This is a genomic window from Rhizobium sp. P40RR-XXII, assembly GCF_012641405.1.
Taxonomy (GTDB): domain Bacteria; phylum Pseudomonadota; class Alphaproteobacteria; order Rhizobiales; family Rhizobiaceae; genus Rhizobium.
The window spans coordinates 12,542-31,296 of sequence record NZ_JABAII010000015.1 but is presented as its reverse complement, the minus strand read 5'-3'; the positions used below and the strand labels follow the sequence as shown (position 1 = coordinate 31,296).

The 18,755-nt window shown below is 61.9% G+C and carries 17 protein-coding genes and 1 tRNA gene; 7 read left to right on the top strand and 11 right to left on the bottom strand.

Annotated elements, in window-relative coordinates; translation table 11 throughout:
* Window positions 1-89: 89 nt before the first annotated feature.
* On the top strand, window positions 90-497 hold the full coding sequence (locus HGP16_RS24290; protein WP_168842553.1) for a hypothetical protein: 408 nt from the start codon (window positions 90-92) through the stop codon (window positions 495-497).
* Between the two features lie 73 nt (window positions 498-570).
* Here the strand turns inward: HGP16_RS24290 and HGP16_RS24285 are convergent, their stop codons facing one another.
* The 3 genes from HGP16_RS24285 to HGP16_RS24275 all read right to left on the bottom strand — a co-directional run bounded on the left by HGP16_RS24285 (window position 571) and on the right by HGP16_RS24275 (window position 3,619).
* The gene (locus HGP16_RS24285; protein WP_168842552.1) at window positions 571-2,289 is read right to left on the bottom strand and encodes a hypothetical protein; all 1,719 of its coding nucleotides are present in this window, start codon (window positions 2,287-2,289) and stop codon (window positions 571-573) included.
* Window positions 2,289-3,362, bottom strand: a complete 1,074-nt coding sequence (locus HGP16_RS24280; RefSeq protein WP_168842551.1) for a glycosyltransferase — start codon at window positions 3,360-3,362, stop codon at window positions 2,289-2,291. Before HGP16_RS24280 ends, HGP16_RS24285 begins: the two co-directional genes overlap by 1 nt.
* Before the next feature lie 182 nt (window positions 3,363-3,544).
* Window positions 3,545-3,619 (bottom strand) — tRNA-Gln (locus HGP16_RS24275).
* 158 nt (window positions 3,620-3,777) lie between these two features.
* On the opposite strand from HGP16_RS24275, the gene HGP16_RS24270 reads away from it, so the two are divergent.
* Both HGP16_RS24270 and HGP16_RS24265 read left to right on the top strand, forming a co-directional pair.
* The gene (locus HGP16_RS24270; RefSeq protein ID WP_168842550.1) at window positions 3,778-4,080 is read left to right on the top strand and encodes a cupin domain-containing protein; all 303 of its coding nucleotides are present in this window, start codon (window positions 3,778-3,780) and stop codon (window positions 4,078-4,080) included.
* The gene (locus tag HGP16_RS24265) at window positions 4,077-4,985 is read left to right on the top strand and encodes an MBL fold metallo-hydrolase (protein WP_168842549.1); all 909 of its coding nucleotides are present in this window, start codon (window positions 4,077-4,079) and stop codon (window positions 4,983-4,985) included. The genes HGP16_RS24270 and HGP16_RS24265 overlap by 4 nt, the downstream gene beginning before the upstream one ends.
* A gap of 95 nt (window positions 4,986-5,080) precedes the next feature.
* On the opposite strand, the gene HGP16_RS24260 is transcribed toward HGP16_RS24265, so the two are convergent.
* Window positions 5,081-6,013 carry a DUF1499 domain-containing protein gene (locus HGP16_RS24260; protein WP_168842548.1) on the bottom strand — a complete coding sequence of 311 codons (933 nt, stop codon included), beginning with the start codon at window positions 6,011-6,013 and terminating at the stop codon, window positions 5,081-5,083.
* 241 nt (window positions 6,014-6,254) lie between these two features.
* Here HGP16_RS24260 and HGP16_RS24255 point away from each other — a divergent pair, with 241 nt between their 5' ends.
* Together HGP16_RS24255 and HGP16_RS24250 are read left to right on the top strand one after the other, a co-directional pair.
* Window positions 6,255-6,671, top strand: a complete 417-nt coding sequence (locus HGP16_RS24255) for a hypothetical protein (protein WP_168842681.1) — start codon at window positions 6,255-6,257, stop codon at window positions 6,669-6,671.
* Between the two features lie 90 nt (window positions 6,672-6,761).
* Complete coding sequence (locus HGP16_RS24250; protein WP_168842547.1) at window positions 6,762-7,037, top strand: hypothetical protein; 276 nt, start codon at window positions 6,762-6,764, stop codon at window positions 7,035-7,037.
* An 11-nt stretch (window positions 7,038-7,048) separates the two neighbouring features.
* On the opposite strand, the gene ppdK is transcribed toward HGP16_RS24250, so the two are convergent.
* The 7 genes from ppdK to HGP16_RS24215 all read right to left on the bottom strand — a co-directional run bounded on the left by ppdK (window position 7,049) and on the right by HGP16_RS24215 (window position 16,933).
* Window positions 7,049-9,715, bottom strand: a complete 2,667-nt coding sequence (ppdK, locus tag HGP16_RS24245) for a pyruvate, phosphate dikinase (RefSeq protein ID WP_168842546.1) — start codon at window positions 9,713-9,715, stop codon at window positions 7,049-7,051.
* A 169-nt stretch (window positions 9,716-9,884) separates the two neighbouring features.
* Complete coding sequence (locus tag HGP16_RS24240) at window positions 9,885-11,210, bottom strand: hemolysin family protein (protein WP_168842545.1); 1,326 nt, start codon at window positions 11,208-11,210, stop codon at window positions 9,885-9,887.
* A gap of 136 nt (window positions 11,211-11,346) precedes the next feature.
* Window positions 11,347-14,808, bottom strand: a complete 3,462-nt coding sequence (locus tag HGP16_RS24235) for a chromosome segregation SMC family protein (RefSeq protein ID WP_168842544.1) — start codon at window positions 14,806-14,808, stop codon at window positions 11,347-11,349.
* 144 nt (window positions 14,809-14,952) lie between these two features.
* Window positions 14,953-15,642, bottom strand: a complete 690-nt coding sequence (locus tag HGP16_RS24230; RefSeq protein WP_168842543.1) for a DsbA family protein — start codon at window positions 15,640-15,642, stop codon at window positions 14,953-14,955.
* Between the two features lie 156 nt (window positions 15,643-15,798).
* Window positions 15,799-16,104: a type II toxin-antitoxin system RelE/ParE family toxin gene (locus tag HGP16_RS24225; RefSeq protein WP_168842542.1), complete on the bottom strand. Its 306-nt coding sequence runs from the start codon at window positions 16,102-16,104 to the stop codon at window positions 15,799-15,801.
* Window positions 16,094-16,369 carry a type II toxin-antitoxin system ParD family antitoxin gene (locus tag HGP16_RS24220; protein WP_168842541.1) on the bottom strand — a complete coding sequence of 92 codons (276 nt, stop codon included), beginning with the start codon at window positions 16,367-16,369 and terminating at the stop codon, window positions 16,094-16,096. Before HGP16_RS24220 ends, HGP16_RS24225 begins: the two co-directional genes overlap by 11 nt.
* A 63-nt stretch (window positions 16,370-16,432) precedes the next feature.
* On the bottom strand, window positions 16,433-16,933 hold the full coding sequence (locus HGP16_RS24215) for a DUF721 domain-containing protein (protein WP_168842540.1): 501 nt from the start codon (window positions 16,931-16,933) through the stop codon (window positions 16,433-16,435).
* Between the two features lie 98 nt (window positions 16,934-17,031).
* On the opposite strand from HGP16_RS24215, the gene mutY reads away from it, so the two are divergent.
* Together mutY and HGP16_RS24205 are read left to right on the top strand one after the other, a co-directional pair.
* The gene (gene mutY, locus HGP16_RS24210; RefSeq protein WP_205926577.1) at window positions 17,032-18,144 is read left to right on the top strand and encodes an A/G-specific adenine glycosylase; all 1,113 of its coding nucleotides are present in this window, start codon (window positions 17,032-17,034) and stop codon (window positions 18,142-18,144) included.
* Window positions 18,141-18,755, top strand: a complete 615-nt coding sequence (locus HGP16_RS24205; protein ID WP_168842539.1) for an HAD family hydrolase — start codon at window positions 18,141-18,143, stop codon at window positions 18,753-18,755. The genes mutY and HGP16_RS24205 overlap by 4 nt, the downstream gene beginning before the upstream one ends.

The window sequence follows — 18,755 nt, the reverse complement described above, 5'->3', positions numbered from 1 at the left end:
CTAAAGCCCTAGGCGGGACAGATGGAAAATGCCGTGGGACAGCGGCCTTTCCGCGACCGAATGCGTGACAGAAGCTCAAGGACGACACGATGAATATCCGCATGATCACCGCGGCTGGACTGTTGCTGGCACTGGCCGGCTGCAGCACCACGACGACGACAACGACAGCAGCCCTGCCGCTGCTTGCGAAGAACCCCGTTCAGGATCGCTGGCAGGGTCAATCCGCAGGCCGCTTCTTCGCGGCCTATGGCCCGCCGATCTCCGACCGCGACGAAAGCGGCAACCGCGTCTACACTTGGCGCGGCGGCTACAAGAACGTGACCATCGTCACCAAGGACGGCAAGAAGAGCGGCAAGCGCTCTCTCAGCTGCAAGGCCGATATCGTCACCAATCAGAGCTACGAGATCCGTTCGGTCAAAATTCTCGGCGACCAGCCGGGTGTCAGCGGCTCGTCCTATTGCGCCGAACTTCTGGCTCCGCCGGAAAAGGCAAGCTGAGGCCGGAGCTTCATCACGGGACAATGCCAGCGGGCGGCCTGCGAGGGCCGCCCGTTTGCGTTTGCGGGTTTCATCAGTTTGCCGCGGCAAGCTCGGCGCAGCTTTTTGGCCGTGGCGCATCGGCAGCCGGCATGAAGCCCTTGTCGACGGCATAGAGCTTGGCAAAGGGCGTTTCAGCGGCAAGCCTCACGCCTTGCGGCACGTCACCGCCGAAGCGATCCTCGGCATCCGCATTGACGAGTAGAATGAAATCGAAGTGCCGCCGCCAATCGCTGAGATAGGACGCAATGCCGCTGACGGCCCTGATCTCGTCGGGGCAATCCAGCAGGCTTATCGAGAAAAGATTGCCTTCCGGCACGGCGATGCCGCTCCAGGGCGGCAATATCGTCAATGGCTGCTTGCCCCTGGCGGTGAAGAGCGTGGGCACGAAGGCATGGGCGTAAGGGACGGCAAGCGTCGGCAGATGCCGGAACGTATCCTGGTTCCAGGCGAAATAGCGATGATCCGCAACGCCGTGCTCGTTCGGCTGCCGCATGATCGGCAGGATGGCCGCGCCCTCGGGCACTGACGCAAGCACGGTGCGAACGGCAGCGGCATCGGCGTCCCCCTGCCGCCAGTTGAAGCCGATCCAGGCCGTTCGTCCCAGCACGGCGGCCGAAAGCACGAGCATGACGATCAATGCCTGGCGACGCGGCAGGCGCGGCAAGGGGCAAATCATCACCATGGCCGCAAGCGCCGTCATGATCGGGAAGCGCCAGCTGATCCAGCCGGTGCCGAGCATGTGGCGCGGCGCAATGCAGGACAGAAGCAGCAGGCCGGCGGCCGCGATCGCCATGCCGGCATGGATGGTCAGACGGCGCGTGCGCACCGCATAGGTGCAGATAAGGATCGGCGGGATCATGAGCAGCATGTCGGCCAGCAGCGCATAGCTCCACAACGCCGACATGAGGTTCGCCAGGATCAGAACGACGGAATCATTCCAGGAGGCATCCAGACCGCCGCCGCCATCGGGCAGGACAGGCTGATAGAAGAACAGGCAAATCGCCGGCAGGGCGCAGGCCAGCATCGCGATCAGAAGCCTGCCGCATAGGCGCAGGAAAGCCCCAGGCGATCTCAAGGCCGCCATCGTCGGCGAGAATTCCAGCCCGCAGACGAGCGCCATGTAGAAGCCCAGCGAAAAGATATGCATGACTGTCAGCAGCAGGCCGGCGAATAGGCGCCAAACGAACAGCACGGCCGGCTTGCGCGATTGCAGGGCATGATCGGCGCCTGCGAAGAGCAGCGCCATGCCGAGCCCGATCTGGAAATTGATGAAACCGCCGATCAGCGTCGCGCACCAGGCGAAGTACAATATGCCGATCTGCCAGTAATAGCCGCCGCCATGCAGGCGCCGGTGCAGCGTGATCGCGCCGAGCGGCGGCAGCACGATCGCCATGAAGAGGAAGATGCGTGCCAATAGCGAAACGCCGATCATCGGCCCCAGCCAATAGGCGGCGAGATCGATGCCGACATTGGTGAATGTCCTGTTCCAATCGAGCGCATAGATCTCGTGGAACGGGGGCGTATTGATGCCGCCGGCCAGCAGCCACATACGGGCATAGTGATTGGGATAATCGAGGATCGGCGGGAATTTGAAGACAGCGACGAAAAGCGCGACCAGGATCAGAAAGGCGGCAATCGCCAGACCCGGCTTCTGCCTGACAATGGCGGCATCCGCGTCGACTGTTTCGTGCACGCTCGGGGAAGCGGCCGCGCCTTGGGCCAATGGTGCGCTGGCTGATCGTTGCCGCATCAGCGGATCGCCCTCACCTGCTCCGCGCTATCGGCGGCGTCACCGGAGGCGTTCAGGGCGCGGTCCAGCGCGCGCCGTTTGCCAACCGCGTCCAGATCGGAAAAATCGCTGGGGATATCGAGCGATCGGCCGCCCTGCAGCAGGCTTTCGATCATGAACATCGGCCGCCGCTTGTTTTCCTGCACCAGACGGCCGACATATTCGCCGATGATGCCGATGCAGATGAGCTGGATGGCGCTGAAGGCGGTAATAGCCGCCATGATGCTGGACCAGCCGACGATCGTTTCGCCCGCAAACCAGCGGATGAGGGTATAGAGCAACAGCAAGGCCGCGCAGCCGGCGCTGACGAGGCCGAGCCAGGTGCTGATGCGCAGGGGCACGGTCGAAAAGCTGGTGATGGCATCGAGCGCGAAATTGATCATCTTGCGCAGCGGATATTTGGTCGTGCCGGCAAAACGCGCGTCGCGCTCATAGGGCAGCGCCACCTGCTTGCCGCCGATCCAGCTCACCATGCCGCGGATGAAACGATCCCGCTCCGGCATCGCCAGCAGGATATCGACGACGCGCCGCCGCATCAGTCTGAAATCGCCGACATTACGCGGGATCGCCACCGAGGCGAGCCGCGACAGCAGCCGATAGAAGAGCGAGGCCGAGGCAAGCTTGAACCAGCTCTCCCCCTGCCGGCGCGCACGCTGGCCGTAAACGACATCCGCGCCGCGATCCATGATCGGCATCATCATCAGCAACAGTTCCGGCGGATCCTGCAGATCGGCATCGATCAGCAACACCCGCTCGCCACGCGCGGCGGCAAGGCCGGCGGTTGCGGCGAGCTGATGACCGTGATTGCGCATCAGCCGCACGCCAAGCACCTGCGGCGTCTCCTTAGCAAGCGAGGCGATCGCCTCCCAGGTGCCGTCGGTCGACCCGTCATCCACCAAAATGATCTCGAAGGCCTCGCCGGCAATCCCCCGCGCCGTCGCCACCGCCCGCCGGCAAAACTCGCCAAGCCCCTCCTCCTCATTGTGGCAGGGGGCAACGATGGAAAGCAGCAATTCGTGGAGAGCGTGGTTCATGATCGCCTGTATCGAGATGATGGCGACGAGAGTGGAGGAAAAAGGTCAAACAATATTTAAGTGGTGGAGATAGCGGCGCTCGCGACGGGAATTTCTTCAGACAATGTCTTTGACGTTGCAAAGACTATTGTTGGAGCCCGCAAATCATGAAGTTCGCATGATTTGGAATATTGGAAAGCAGATGGCTGGGGCGCCAGGATTCGAACCTGGGAATGCCGGTACCAAAAACCGGTGCCTTACCGCTTGGCGACGCCCCAACAGAGGAAATGGCTGTCATGCCAGCCAAATCGGCGTCTGATTAGCAAAGGTCGCATCCCGCTACAATGACTAAGTGATGCGCGAACGCATATTTCTGTGTGCTTTCCGGACGGCTATGATAGGTCTTGCTGCGCTGCATTGCGAATGAGGAGGTCCGATGAGCCAGTTTCGCGCCCGCCCGCCGGCCGTGCCTACCGTGCTTCTTGATGACGCCGTCTGCCGCATCACGCGCTGGGATTTCGAGCCTGGCGCCGATACCGGGCATCATGTCCACGGCCTCGGCTATGTCGTGGTGCCGATGACGGATTGCCGGTTTCTGCTGGAGGAGCCTGGTGGCAGCCGGCAGGTCGATATCCCCAAGGGTGCCGCCTACCGGCGCGAGGCGGGTGTCGAGCACAATGTGGTCAATGCCGGCACAGAGCCGATGTCATTCATCGAAATCGAATACAAGCAATCATGAGCACGCCCGACTTCGACCTTGCCTTCGAACCCGCCTACGGCCGCGCCGTGCCGGCGGCACCCGGCATCGAGCGGATGACGGTCAACAATCCCAGTGCCTTCACCTTTCACGGCACAAACAGCTATATCGTCGGCGGCTCGTCGGTCGCGGTCATCGATCCCGGTCCGGAAAATGAGGCGCATTTCGCCGCCCTGCTGGCCGCATTGAAGGGACGCGAGGTCACGCATATCTTCGTCAGCCACACCCATCGCGATCACTCGCCGCTTGCCAAGCGACTGAAGGAGGAGACGGGAGCGCTGACCGTCGGCGAAGGGCCGCATCGCGCCGCGCGGCCGCTCTATCACGGCGAGGTCAATCCCTTCGCCGAAAGCTCCGACATGGAGTTCCGTCCGGATATCGTGCTTGCCGATGGCGAAAGCGTCTCAGGAGACGGCTGGCAGCTGACGGCGCTGCTGACACCGGGTCATACGGCAAATCACGCCTGCTTCGCGCTTGACGGCACGGGCATCGTCTTCTCGGCCGATCATGTCATGGCCTGGGCAACCTCGATCGTCGCGCCGCCCGACGGTTCGATGGCGGATTACATGGCCTCGCTGGAGCGGCTTCTTGCTCGTGAGGACAGGTTGTTTTTGCCCGGCCATGGCGGCCCGGTGAAGGAGCCCGCCTCCTTCATGCGGGGATTGCGGACCCACCGCCGCATGCGCGAGCGCGCCGTGCTGGAGCGTATCAAGGCCGGCGACCGGCTAATCCCTGATATGGTGAAGGCGATGTATCGCGATACGGACCCGCGCCTGCACGGCGCGGCGGCGCTTTCGGTGCTGGCGCATCTGGAAGATCTGGTCGAGAAGGGCCAGGTGGAAACCGATGGGCCGCCGGCGCTTTCAGGGGCCTATCGTCCCGCCTGAGCCGGGAGCTGTTGGTTGTCGGTGATTTTCGAAGTTTGAATGATGGGCACGATTTCTCCTCTCGGGACCCTCAAGGGGATAAAGGGTCGCAAGTCTCAGCTTCCGGCGATGCCGAGCAATTCCGCGTCCAGTGCCTTCAGATAGGCATCCGCCAAGTCGGCACTGACGCCGAGATCGTTCTGGCCGTAGCGGGAGGCGACGCGGATATCGACCAGCGTCGTTTCCGCCTCCTCACGAATGCGGATCACCAAGTCGCACGGCAGGCCGAGGATGCGGGTGCGGGTTTCGCCCTGCAGGATGACATCAGTATTCTGGCGGATGAGTTCCGCCACGCCATCGCGGAAGGGGCGCGGCGTCGGCACCGGGACGATATCGGGCATGTCGCCGATGGCATTGTCATCCCGCCCCGGATTGACGGTCTGCGGGCGCGGGCGGCGCTTCGGCGTCACGTTACCGTTCGGATCGGTGACATCGGCGCCCTCGGCCTTGACGATGGTGATGTGACGGTCATGCGCGACCTTGCGCACCGCTTCCAGCACGCGGTCGGCAGCACCCTCATAGCGGCGACTGATCAAAGCGGGATAGGCATCGAACTGCGCCTCGCGCTCCTGCTGCGTTACCAGATGGCGCGACGGCAGCCACAGCTGCCTGGCGTCGGGCGTTGCCAGCCATTCGGGCGGCTCGTTGAGATCGGTCGAAATCTCGTAGATCGGCGGCCGGCTCCAGTAGCGCTCGGCACCGAAGCCGAAAATCGCAAGCGGCAAAGCGGCATAGATGAGCGCCTTGACGGCGGAGACGCCGCCGATGGCGGCATTCCGCCAGAGCTGCGTAAGACCGACCAGCGCCAGCAGCACCGAAAGCACGGCACAGGCAGCCGAAATCAGCAGCAACAGCACGAAATAAGGCGTTTCCAGCGGCCCGAAGCGATAGCCGATCAGCGTCACGCCGCAAAGCACCAGGGCAAACGAAGCGATCAAACGCGCGGCGCGGGCGGCATGTGAAACGGGACGGTCGAAGCGAATGGTCATCAAGGGCTCGTCGGCGCGTCGGATCGGAAGCCGGATGCACCGAATCCCGGAAAGCGACTTATGTTTAGATCAAGAAACGGCGAAAATAAATCGAATGTCACGGCATCAACGCGCAATGTTTCGTCAAGGCTGAAACCAGTAACGTCTAGACCAAAAACGTGAGCGCTTGCTTAAATTCCAAAAAAAGGCCATTCTTCAGCGTTTTATCGAGGCTGTGAAAGGACTTGATGAGATGGAACCGATAGTTTCTCAAGACGCCGCCGCCAAGCCCGTGCCGGCAGCGGCTATTGCCGGGGCCGATGCGGCCGATACGATCCTGCCGCTGGAACTTCTGGAACTGGAGCTTTCGCTCGAAGGTTTTTCCGGCGGAGAACCAGGCTTCTGCGAGGCCGTGCGCGACGCCGCTTCGGCGGTGCGCGGCGACTTCCTGTTCGACCTTCCGGCTGCGGGGTTGATACCCGATTGCCGCAGGCTGGCGGTCATCCGCATTCCCGAAGGCGATGGGACGATGCGCACTCTCTTTGCCGCGCTTGACGAAGACGGCGTGGAAATCCGCCTGCTGCAACCGGACGACGAAACCGAGCATCTTTTGCAGTTTGCCGATGCCTTCGTCGATCTGCTGCGCCGATTGCCCGCAAAACCGAAGGAAGCCGCATAGGCGATCCGCCTACGGTCCAATACGTCTTTCGCGCCATGCCGCGCGGCGCTATAATTCGTGCCTGCACATCAGCATTCAGGACACAAAGTCATGCGTATCGCCGCTTCCATCCTTTCCCTCCTCACCATCACGCTTGCGCTTTCCTCCTGCCAGACGGCCGAGGAAATTCGCGCGGCCGACGAGGCGAGATGCGGCGGCTACGGCTTCAGGCGCGGGTCGGAGAATTTCGCCAACTGCCTGATGAATCAAGATCTTAGCCGACGGGCCGATCAAAGAGCCTTCATGGAAAGCAACGATGATTTTTTCTGGGGGCCGACAATCGTAGTTGGCGGCCCGGGATATCATCGCGGCTATTGGCGCCGCTGACCTCAAGAAAATCAGCCTCGTCCCTTGATCGCCGCCTGCGCCGCCGCAAGCCGGGCGATCGGCACGCGGAATGGCGAACAGGATACGTAGTCCAGTCCGATATCCTCACAGAAGTGGATCGAGGCGGGATCGCCGCCATGCTCGCCGCAGATGCCGAGCTTCATGTCGTTGCGGGTGCGGCGGCCACGCTCCGAAGCGATGCGAATGAGCTCGCCGACCCCATCGAAATCGAGCGATATGAAGGGATCATGCTCGATGATGCCCTTGCGCTGATAGGTCGGGATGAAGGCGGCGGCATCGTCGCGCGACATGCCGAATGTGGTCTGCGTCAGGTCGTTCGTGCCGAAGGAGAAAAATTCGGCGGCCTCGGCGATGATATGGGCGCGTAAGGCGGCGCGCGGCAGCTCGATCATCGTGCCGACAAGATAATCGATCTTCATCCTGGCTTCGGTCATGACGGCGCGCGCCACCTCGTCGATACGAGCCTTGACGTAATCGAGCTCGGAACGCAGGCCGACGAGCGGCACCATGATCTCGGGCACGACAGCAGCCCCAGTCTCGCGTGCGGCGAGGACCGCCGCCTCGAAGATCGCGCGGGCCTGCATCTCGACGATCTCCGGATAGGAAATCGCCAGCCGGCAGCCGCGATGGCCGAGCATGGGATTGAACTCGTGCAGCGCATCGACGCGCTGGCGCAGCATGGCCGGTTCCATGCCCATGATACCGGCGACCTCGGCGATCTCCTCGTCCGTTTTCGGCAGGAATTCGTGCAGTGGCGGATCGAGCAGGCGGATCGTCACCGGCAGGCCGTGCATGATGGTGAACAGGCCGGTGAAATCGAGGCGCTGCATCGGCATGAGCTTGGCAAGGGCAGCCCGGCGACCCGTTTCGTCTTCGGCGAGGATCATCTCGCGCATCACATGGATGCGATCGCCTTCGAAGAACATGTGCTCGGTGCGGCATAGGCCGATGCCCTCGGCGCCGAAGGAACGGGCCGCGCGCGCATCGGCCGGCGTATCGGCATTTGTGCGCACCGTCATGCGCCGCGAGCGGTCGGCCCAGGCCATGATCCGGCCGAAATCGCCCGAAAGCTCCGGCTGAATCATCGGCACTTCGCCTTTCAGGACCTGGCCGGTGGAGCCGTCGATGGTGATGATATCGCCCTTCTTCAAGGTGATTCCGACGCCGATCAGCTTCTCATTGCGCATGTCGATACGCATGGTGCCGGCGCCAACGACGCAGGGAATGCCCATGCCGCGGGCGACCACGGCCGCATGGCTGGTCATGCCGCCGCGGGTGGTGAGGATCGCCTCGGCGGCGTGCATGCCGTGAATATCTTCCGGGCTCGTCTCGATGCGCACGAGGATGGCCTTGCGGCCTTCCTCCTCGGCAATGATTGCCTCCTCGGCCGTAAAGACGATTTCGCCGGTGGCCGCACCCGGCGATGCGGGCAGGCCGGAGCCGATGACCTCGCGGCGGACGCGCGGATCGATCGTCGGGTGCAGCAGCTGGTCCAGCGTTGTCGGCTCGATGCGGGAAACCGCTTCGTCTTCCGTGATCAGCCCCTCGTCCACCATGTCGACGGCGATCTTCATCGCCGCCTTGGTGGTTCGCTTGGCGTTACGGGTCTGCAGCATCCAGAGCTTGCCGCGCTCGATGGTGAATTCCAGATCCTGGACCTCGCGGTAATGCGATTCCAACTGCGCGCAGATGCTTCGAAACTCGGCAAAGGCCTCGGGCATCAGCTTTTCCATCGATGGCTTGTCATAGCCGGAGGCGATGCGGGCCATTTCCGTGATGCTCTGCGGCGTGCGGATGCCGGCAACGACATCCTCCCCTTGCGCATTGACGAGGAACTCGCCGTAAAGCTCCTTCTCGCCGGTCGAGGGATTGCGGGTGAAGGCAACGCCGGTGGCGGAGGAATTGCCGAGATTGCCGAACACCATCGCCTGAATATTGACGGCGGTTCCCCAAGCCTCGGGGATATTGTGCAATTGCCGATAAGTGACGGCGCGGGCGTTCATCCAGCTGGCAAAGACCGCGCCGACGGCGCCCCAGAGCTGAACCTCCGGCTCCTGGGGAAAGGCCTCGCCCAATTCTTCCTCGATGACGGTCTTGTAGATCGAGACCACATGCTGCCATTCGACAGCGGTGAGGTCGGTGTCGAACTCGTGACCGAAGCGGGCCTTCTCATCCTCCAGAATCTCTTCGAAGATCTCGTTGTCGAGGCCCATGACGACATCGGCATACATCTGGATGAAGCGGCGGTAACTGTCCCAGGCAAAGCGGGCATCCCCCGCATCATGGCCGAGCGCCTGCACCGTGGCATCGTTGAGGCCGAGATTGAGGACGGTATCCATCATGCCCGGCATCGATGCGCGGCCGCCCGAACGCACGGAAACCAGCAGTGGCCGCGCGGTATCGCCGAACCTGCGCCCGGCAATGGCCTCCATCCGCTGCAAGCCTTGCATGACCTGCGGCTTCAGCTCATCGGGAATGTTGCGGCCATTCTTGTAGTAGGAAGCACAGACTTCGCTGACGATCGTCAGCCCCGGCGGAACCGGCAGGCCGAGATTGCACATTTCAGCAAGATTGGCGCCCTTGCCACCGAGCCGTTCAAAATCGCCGGCGCCCCCCTCGGCCTTGCCGCCGCCGAATGTATAAACCCACTTCGTCATGGTCTCCGTCCAACTCCTCCGGTTGAACTTAATTCATTGAGGCACAAATGAAAATCGACAAATGCGGCAAAATGTTGCGCTGCACAATAAATATGGCCCGGAGCGTTCCGATTTCAATCGATTGATCGAAACCGGGGAGCTTCCGGGTCAATTCAGTACGGCTTGGCGGCTAAGCTTGCGGCTCGCGCTGGGCTAGGATTTTGTCGATGCGCATGCCGTCGAGATCGACGATCTCGAAATGCCAGCCGCCGAAGGAAAAGCTTTCGCCCACTTCGGGCAGCTGGCCGAGCTGGTAGAGGGCAAAGCCCGCCAGCGTATGAAAATTGACGTCCTCTTCGCTGAAGCGCAGCCCCAGCCGCGCAAAGGCATCGTAGACCGGCATCATGCCTTCCATCAGCAGAGATCCGTCGGCACGCTCGACGACATCGGGCGTATCGTTGTCCATATCAGGCAGATCGCCGGCGATGGCTTCCAGCAGGTCCGTCTGCGTGACGATACCTTCCAGGCTGCCATATTCATCGATTACCATTGCGAGGCGGACGGGCGCGCGCTTGAAGCTTTCGAGCACCTTGAAGACCGCCGTCGCTTCATGCACGACCAGCGGCTGGCGGATGACGGCCATGGGGTTCAGCGGCTCGCCGTTCAGAAGCTGATCGAGAAGATCCTTTTTCAGGATCATGCCGATCGGCTCGTCGATCGATCCACGGGCGACGAGAAGCTGCTCGAAACGGCTTTCGCGAATGGTCTTCTGCATCTCCGCCGGCGTATCGTCAGCATCGATCCAATCGACCTCCAGACGTGGCGTCATGATGTTGGAGACGTCACGATTGCCGATATTGAAGACGCGCTCGACCAGATCCTGCTGCGCTTGCTCCAGCAGCCCGGCTTCCTGGCTTTCGGCGATCAAAAGCTTGATTTCGGCGGGCGAATGCAGCGACCCCTCGCCTGCCCCTGGCTGCAGCCCGAAAAGGCGCAGAACAAGATTGCCAAGACCGTTAAGGACGGTGATCGCGGGACGAAGCAGGAAAAGGAAAAGACCAAGCGGCCGCACCACGCCCAAAGCGGTGCCCTCGCTGCGCTGCAACGCCAGGCTTTTCGGTGCAAGCTCGCCGAGGACAATGTGCAGCGCGGTGATGATGATGAAGGAAATGGCGACGGCAATGGCATGGGAGCTGGCCGCAGCCCATGTTCCGGGGAGAAAATCGAGCAGCGGCTCCAGCAGATGAGCAAGGGCGGGTTCACCGACCCAACCGAGGGCGAGCGACGAGATCGTGATGCCGAGCTGCGTGGCCGCCAGATTGGCGTCGAGATTGTCGACCGCCTTCTGCAGCGACTTGGCGTTCATTCGCCCTTCGGTAACCAGTTCCGTCACGCGGCTGCGGCGAACGGAAACCAACGAAAACTCCGCCGCAACGAAAAAGCCATTGGCGGCAACGAGCAGCAATACAGCAAGTATTCCGAGGAAATCGAAAATGCCGCCAGTCGAACCAGACATACTTCCCTTCCGGGCGGATCAGCGCCCATGTTGTTGATCGAAAAACAAAACTAGCACGCTTTAGGGCTGTACGGCAGCCAAGACGGCAATTTCCTGTCGATAAGAGAACAGTTTTATCATCGTTCGCAGGGCGCTCTCAGGCGATTTCGCGCAGCCGTTCGGCGGTCTGCAGGTCGACGGAGACGAGCTGCGAGACGCCCTGCTCCGCCATGGTCACGCCGAAGAGACGATTCATGCGGGCCATGGTGATGGGATTGTGGGTGATGACCACGAAGCGGGTCTCGGTAGAGGCCGCCATCTCGTCCATGAGATTGCAGTAGCGCTCGACATTGTGGTCGTCGAGCGGCGCATCCACTTCGTCCAGAACGCAGATCGGCGCGGGATTGGTGAGGAACACCGCAAAGATCAGCGCCATGGCCGTCAGCGCCTGCTCACCGCCCGAAAGCAGCGTCATGGTTTGCGGCTTCTTGCCCGGCGGGCGGGCTAAGATTTCGAGACCGGCCTCCAGCGGATCGTCGGATTCGATGAGCTGCAGCTCGGCCGTGCCGCCGCCGAAAAGATGGGTGAACAGGCGCTGAAACTGCGCATTGACGATGTCGAAGGCGACGATCAGGCGTTCACGGCCCTCGCGGTTGAGGCTCTGGATCGCGCCACGCAGCTTCCTGATGGCGTCGATAACGTCATCGCGCTCCTTGATCAGGGCCTGCAGCCGCTCCGTCAGCTCCTTGCTCTCCTCCTCGGCGCGCAGATTGACGGCGCCCAGACGCTCGCGTTCGATCTTGAACCGTTCCAGCTCGCGTTCGACCTCGCGCAGATCCGGCACGTTCTGCATGGCCGAAAGGCCGGTCAGGCGCATGGCCTCGTGCGGTTCGACATTGAGCGCCTGACGGATGCGCAGTTCGCTCTCCTGCCGACGCTCGCGGGCGGAGACCAGCCGCTCCTCGACGCGGCCACGCTTCTCGCGGCTTTCCGCCAGTTCGGAGAGAGCCGTCGTCGCATGACGATCGGCCTCGCGTTGAACGACTTCCGCTTCGGCAAGGCGGTCGGCGGCCTGGCGGCGCGCCTCCTCGGCCTTCTGCAGCTCGTTCATCAATGCGCGGCGTTTGTCGTCGAATTCATCGGGGGCGAGATCAAGTTCGGCCGCCTCTTCGCGCGTTTCCTCTTCACGGTCGCGCAGTGTCTGGATATGTTCCTCGGCGCTGACCGCGCGCTGGCGCCAGGTATCGCGTTCGTGCCGGATCGCCAGAAGGCGGCGCTGCCGCGCCTCGTTTTCCCGGTTCAAGCCCTCATGGCGGGCGCGGGCCTCGGCCAGGGTGCCACGATCCGTCGCGACCTCCGCCTGCTGGTCGCGCAGCTTCACATCGATGGCGTCGAGATTCGGTGCGTCTTCCAGCTCGATGCGGGCATTCTCATCCTGCATCGCCACATCTTCGAGCTGCTCCCGCAACCGGCTGACAGCCTCGACGACGACATCGCGGCGGCGGATGAGATCACCGGATGCGCGCTCGGCGGCAGCCAGTGCTTCACGCGCCTCGGCGAGATGCCGGGCCGCAAGCCGGCTGGCGTCGCGGGCGGTGGCCAGATGTCCCTCTTCGGCCCTGATCGCCTCGGCGGCGGCCGACAGACGCTCTTCAGCCTCCACAAGCATATCGCGCGCAAGCTCGACTTCGGCTTCCAGCTCGGAGAGACGGTTCTTCTGCGCCAGCCGCAGGGCAGCGGCACTCGGTGCATCGGCGCCGGTCACATGACCATCCCAGCGGAAGACCGCGCCTTCCCTGGTGACCAACCGCTGTCCGGGCTTCAGTGCCGGCATCAATCGCAAGGCGTCTTCAACCGAAACGATGCCGATCTGCCGCAGGCGCCGCGTCAATGCCGCCGGCGCGCCGACATGAGTGATCAACGGGGCAACGCCTTCCGGCAGAGCCGGATCGGTCGCGCCGCTGCCATTGTCGGACCAATAGACCGGCGCCTCGGAATCGAGCGAGGATTCCAGGTCATCGCCAAGTGCCGCGCCAAGCGCCGTCTCGAAACCGCGGTCGACGCGCAACTCCTCGGCAACCGGCGAAAAGGCACCGGACGTATCGCCCGCCGCCAGCATTTTGGAAATGGTTCGCGCTTCGGTTTCGAGCGCGTTCAGACGTGCCCGCGCCTGTTCGACCGGCCCACGCGACAACGCCTCGGTTTCGCGCGCCTTGGCGAGAACGGCTTCGACACGCTGGATCTCGCCCTCCGCGTCGGCAACGACATTCTCCGCCATCTCGACCATGTCGCGCTTTTCGCTAGGGTCGGGCAAATCGGCCATCTTCTCGTCGATGGCGGCAAGCTCGCCATTCGCTTCACTGGCTTGGCGCTCGAGCCGCATCTTGCGATCGGCCAGATCGCGGATGGCGCGCTCCAGCTGATTGCGGGCGGCTGCGGTCTCGGCGCGTTCTGCGGTCAGGGCGGTAAAGATGCGCTCGCTGTCGGCGAGCTTGGCGGCGGCTTCTTCGAAAGCGACGCTCGTCTCCTCGGCAAGCCTTCCGGAGTCGGCGAGGATATCGGCGAGATCGGCTTCCTCGGCATCGAGCTTGGCAAGGATGGAGGCATTGTCGGCGACAAGGCGCTGCTCGCGGCTGATGTCCTCGGCCAGCTGCGCCAGACGACGGATCAATTCATCACGCCGCCGCAGGATGCGATTGACATCCTCCTCCAGCTGCGAGCGGGCGATCTGCAGACGCTGCAGGGCGGCCGCCGCCTTCGCTTCGTCGTCGCGCAGCTCCGGCAGTTTAAAACTGGCGATGCCCTGGGCCTTTGCCGCCTCCATCTGGATTTGCGCCTTTTCGGCGACGAGCGCGGTTGCCTGGTTGAGCGCGCTATCGGCTTCGGCTTCGGCTTCCTTGGCCTGCACCCAGCGGATATGCAGCAGCATGGCCTCACGGGCGCGGATCTCGGCCGAGAGCGTCTTGAAGCGGTTGGCCTGCCGCGCCTGGCGTTTCAGGCTCTCGATCTGGCTTTCGAGCTGCGATGTCACGTCATCCAGCCGCTCGAGATTGCTTTCAGCGGCGCGCAGGCGCAGTTCCGCTTCATGCCGGCGCGAATGCAGGCCGGAAATGCCGGCGGCCTCTTCCAACAGCTGGCGCCTCGCCTGGGGCTTGGCCTGGATCAGCTCGCCGATACGCCCCTGCCCGACCATGGACGGCGAGCGGGCGCCGGTGGAGGCATCGGCAAAGAGAAGCTGCACATCCTTAGCGCGCGCTTCCTTACCGTTGATGCGATAGATAGAGCCCTGTTCGCGCTCGATGCGGCGCGTCACCTGGATTTCATCACTGTCGTTGAAGGCGGCGGGCGCGGTGCGGTCGCTATTGTCGAGGTAAAGGCCGACTTCGGCGGTGTTGCGGGCGGGGCGATTGCCGGATCCGGAGAAGATCACGTCGTCCATGCCGGAGGCGCGCATGTTCTTGTAGGAATTCTCACCCATCACCCAGCGCAGCGCTTCGACAAGGTTGGACTTGCCGCAACCGTTCGGGCCGACGACACCGGTCAGACCGCGCTCGATGACGAATTCCGCCGGTTCGACGAAGGATTTGAAGCCGACAAGTCTCAGTCTGTTGAATTTCATAGGCGGTGCCCTCTTCTCCCCAGGGAGGAGAAGGCCGTCCACGATGCCGGCATGGGGAGCGCGAACGCTCCAAACTCGAATTCAAAAGAAACAATCACAGGCGCACGACCCCGGCCGCCCGCCTGTGATGAAAAAAGGCGCGGATCAGAGCAGGCTGTCGATAAGCTTCGACATGGCACCAACAGACATGTCCCCTGCATAGCGCTTGCCATTGACTAGGAAGGTCGGCGTTGCATTGACGCCGAAATCCTTGGCTGCGCGTTCCCGTACTGAGTTGACATCATCCAGAAGCTTCTGGTTCGTCAAGCATTTCGTGAAGCTATCCTCAGTAAAACCAGCGAGTTTCGACATCTGCAGCAGTGCGGCGCGGCCGTCGACATCCGGAGAGGCCCAGGCGATCTGCTGCTTGAACAGCATTTCGACCATCGGCATGTACTGTTCCTGCGGGGCGCAACGAGCCAGCATGAAGGCGGCGGCGGCACGCGGATCGAACGGGAATTCGCGGATGATGAAGCGAACCTTGCCGGTATCGACGTATTTCTGCTTGATCGTGTCGAAGGTCGTAACCGCGAAATGCGCGCAGTGCGGGCAGGTCAGCGACATGTATTCGACGATCTTGACGGGGGCATCTTCCTTGCCGAATGCGATTTCCGGCAGCGGGCCGGGCTTCAGCACTTCGTTCATGTCGACATTGCCGTCCGACGGCGGCACTTCGTCTTCGGCGGTTGCTGCAAATGCGGTGTCGGCAAAGGCAGAGAACGCCACGGAAAGGGCTGCAACGGCGGAGCCGCCCAGCAGATGGCGTTTGGTCAAGAGCATGTCGGACATCGGCATAGAGTCACCCGTCGTTGAAAGAGGTCTTCGAATATTCATGCGATATAACGGCAGCTTGCCGCTAACAAGGCACGGTTGACCAACTTTCTTCAAAGAATTGTGACCTGGGAAAGACAAGGAGGTTAAATTGCCGGCGAAATGAGAATCTATGCGTGTTTAGTGCTCGTCGAGCAAGGTCGATGAAATATTCTGACCAGCATAAAAGAGACGTAGAATAACGACTTGCTCGTTCTTGATAAGGTAAGCGGCGGTAACCCGCCGCTCGAACACCATGATCCGAACACCTGGCCCCAAACTCTCACGTTGAGGGCCTCTATCGGCCATTATTTTAAGTGTTTTGCACTGCTCTTGTAGTCGTTGGATAAACGACAACGCGCGGCTCGGGCTATCTTTCGCAATGAATTCATAGATATTTATAAGGTCGTCTTCGGCAAGAGCACTGAAAACAACCCTATATTTCACGGCCAGCTGCTTTCATTCGCTCAGCATGCATCCTTTCGATTCTATCGAAAACCTCGTCAGCATCTCTGCCGGGTCGCGGGTCATCAAGCGCTTCCTGGATCTTTGCGCGCATGATTTGATTTATGACTTCTTCTTCACGGTCTAATGCCCTCAAAGCAGCGCGCAGGACTTCGCTGGCGGAATCGTATGCTCCGGATTCCAGTCTCGCATCAACACCGCGCTGCTGATTACCGAGTGTAACCGTTATCGGCCTACTGCTTCGCATATCCAGTTCCTTGCAAATACTTTGCTCGAGTATGACAGTGTCATTAACAAAAGCAAGCCTGGATCAGGCCTTACCCCGCCTCCAAGCCATCGCCGTGCCCAAACGCTGAACGGCGGCCCTGATCTTCTCATCCTCGATACCATCCATCATGTCAGCCAGCTTGCGTGCCGCCTCGCCCTTCAGGGGCGGCGGCGTACGAGAGCGCTTGGATGCGACCGAGACCGGCTTCTGCACGATGCGGATCTGATTGACGGCATGGAATCCGAAAAAGCTGTTGATGCGCTGGATCAGCTCGCCCTGCGCATGGGTGAGAAATAGCGCGCGGGCGCCCTCGCAGGCGATCGTCAGCACGCCCGGCTGAAACCGCTCGTCCATGCCGGAGCCGCTTCGCTTGGCCCAGGCGATCTTTTCCGGCCGCGTGCAGTCGGCAAAGTCTTCGCCGGCGATTTCATCCCAGCAGCCAAGCAGCGTGGTATTGATGCCGGCGCGCTTTGCCAGCACCGGATCGACGATGCTGTTGGTCAGCTCGGAAATCTGCCGTTCGCCTTTTCGGGGATAACTCATATCATCCAGGTTTCTATGCGTGCTTTATGCGTCCGGGACCTTGATCGCCCGACGCGGCTTGGCCAAGTATAGAGCACTTCCCCTCGACGCGGCAAATCATGACCTCGACTTTAGAATCCCCCACGGCCGCATCCCTGCTTGCCTGGTATGACCGACATCATCGCGACCTGCCCTGGCGGGTCTCGCCGCCCATGGCCGCGCGCGGCGTCAAACCCGATCCCTATCGCATCTGGTTGTCGGAAGTGATGCTGCAGCAGACGACGGTGCCGGCGGTCAAATCCTATTTCGCGAAATTCCTGGAGCGCTGGCCGACGGTCGATGATCTCGCCGCCGCCACGAACGATGACGTCATGGCGGCCTGGGCCGGGCTTGGCTATTACGCCCGCGCCCGCAACCTGAAGAAATGCGCCGAGGCCGTTTCAGCCGATCATGACGGTCGTTTTCCCGATACCGAGGATGGCTTGCGCGCCCTCCCCGGCATTGGCGACTACACGGCTGCCGCCGTTGCCGCCATCGCATTCAATCGCCGGGCGGCGGTGATGGACGGCAATGTGGAGCGCGTCATTTCCCGCCTCTACGCGATCTCGGCGCCCTTGCCCGGCGCCAAGCCGTTGATGAAGCAGAAGGTCGCCCTGTTGACGCCCGCAGACCGGCCGGGCGATTTCGCCCAGGCGATGATGGATCTCGGCGCGACGATCTGCACGCCAAGGCGCCCGGTCTGTTCGCTCTGTCCCTTCAACGGTGCCTGCCAGGCGCTGGCCGGGCATGATCCCGAGCATTTTCCGGTCAAAGCCGCCAAGAAGGACAAGCCGGTGCGCCAGGGCGCGGCCTTCGTCGCCGTCAACGGCGAGGGCAAAATCTTTCTGCGCCGACGCGTCGAAAACGGCTTGCTGGGCGGCATGACGGAGGTACCCACCACGGGGTGGACCGCGCGTATCGACGGCGAGACCGGCCACGAGGCAGCCCCCTTTCCGGCCGACTGGCAGCCGGCGGGGACGGTGACCCACGTCTTTACGCATTTCGAGCTGAGATTGTCCATCTGGCGTACAGTCACGACGGCGCGCACGGACAACCATGACGGATGGTGGGCACCAGTTACAAATCTTGAAGAGCAGGCGCTGCCGACAGTCATGAAAAAAGCGATCGCCCAGGCTATTCCCAATGCGTTCGCAAAAATGCGTTTGGACAAAAAATCAGGAATTCATTCATGACGACGGAAATGCGGCACATCGTTTTCGATATCGGCAAGGTTCTGCTTCATTACGATCCGAGCATTCCCTACAGCCACGTCATTCCGGACGATGCCGAACGCGAATGGTTCCTCGCCAATGTCTGCACGAGCGAATGGAACATCGAACAGGACCGCGGCCGCACGTGGGGAGATGCCGAGGCACTGTTGATCGCCGAACATCCCGAGCGTGAGGAGCATATTCGCGCCTTCCGCAAATATTGGCACGAGATGGTTCCGCATGCTTATGAAGACAGCGTCGCGATCTTCGAAGGATTGATCGCGGAAGGCCGCGACGTCACGATGCTGACCAACTTCGCCTCCGATACGTTCCGCGAGGCCCAGTTGCGCTACCCGTTCCTCAACAAGCCGCGCGGCGTTACGGTTTCCGGCGATATCGGGCTGATCAAACCGGATGTCGCGATTTACGATACCCACGCCAAGAGCTTCGGTCTCGATCCGGCCTCGACGATCTTCATCGACGATTCCTATCCGAACGTCGAAGGCGCACGCGCTGCCGGCTGGCATGCAGTTCACTTCACCGGCGCCGAGAAGCTGCGCAGCGATCTCACCGCCCATGGCATAAAGGTTTGA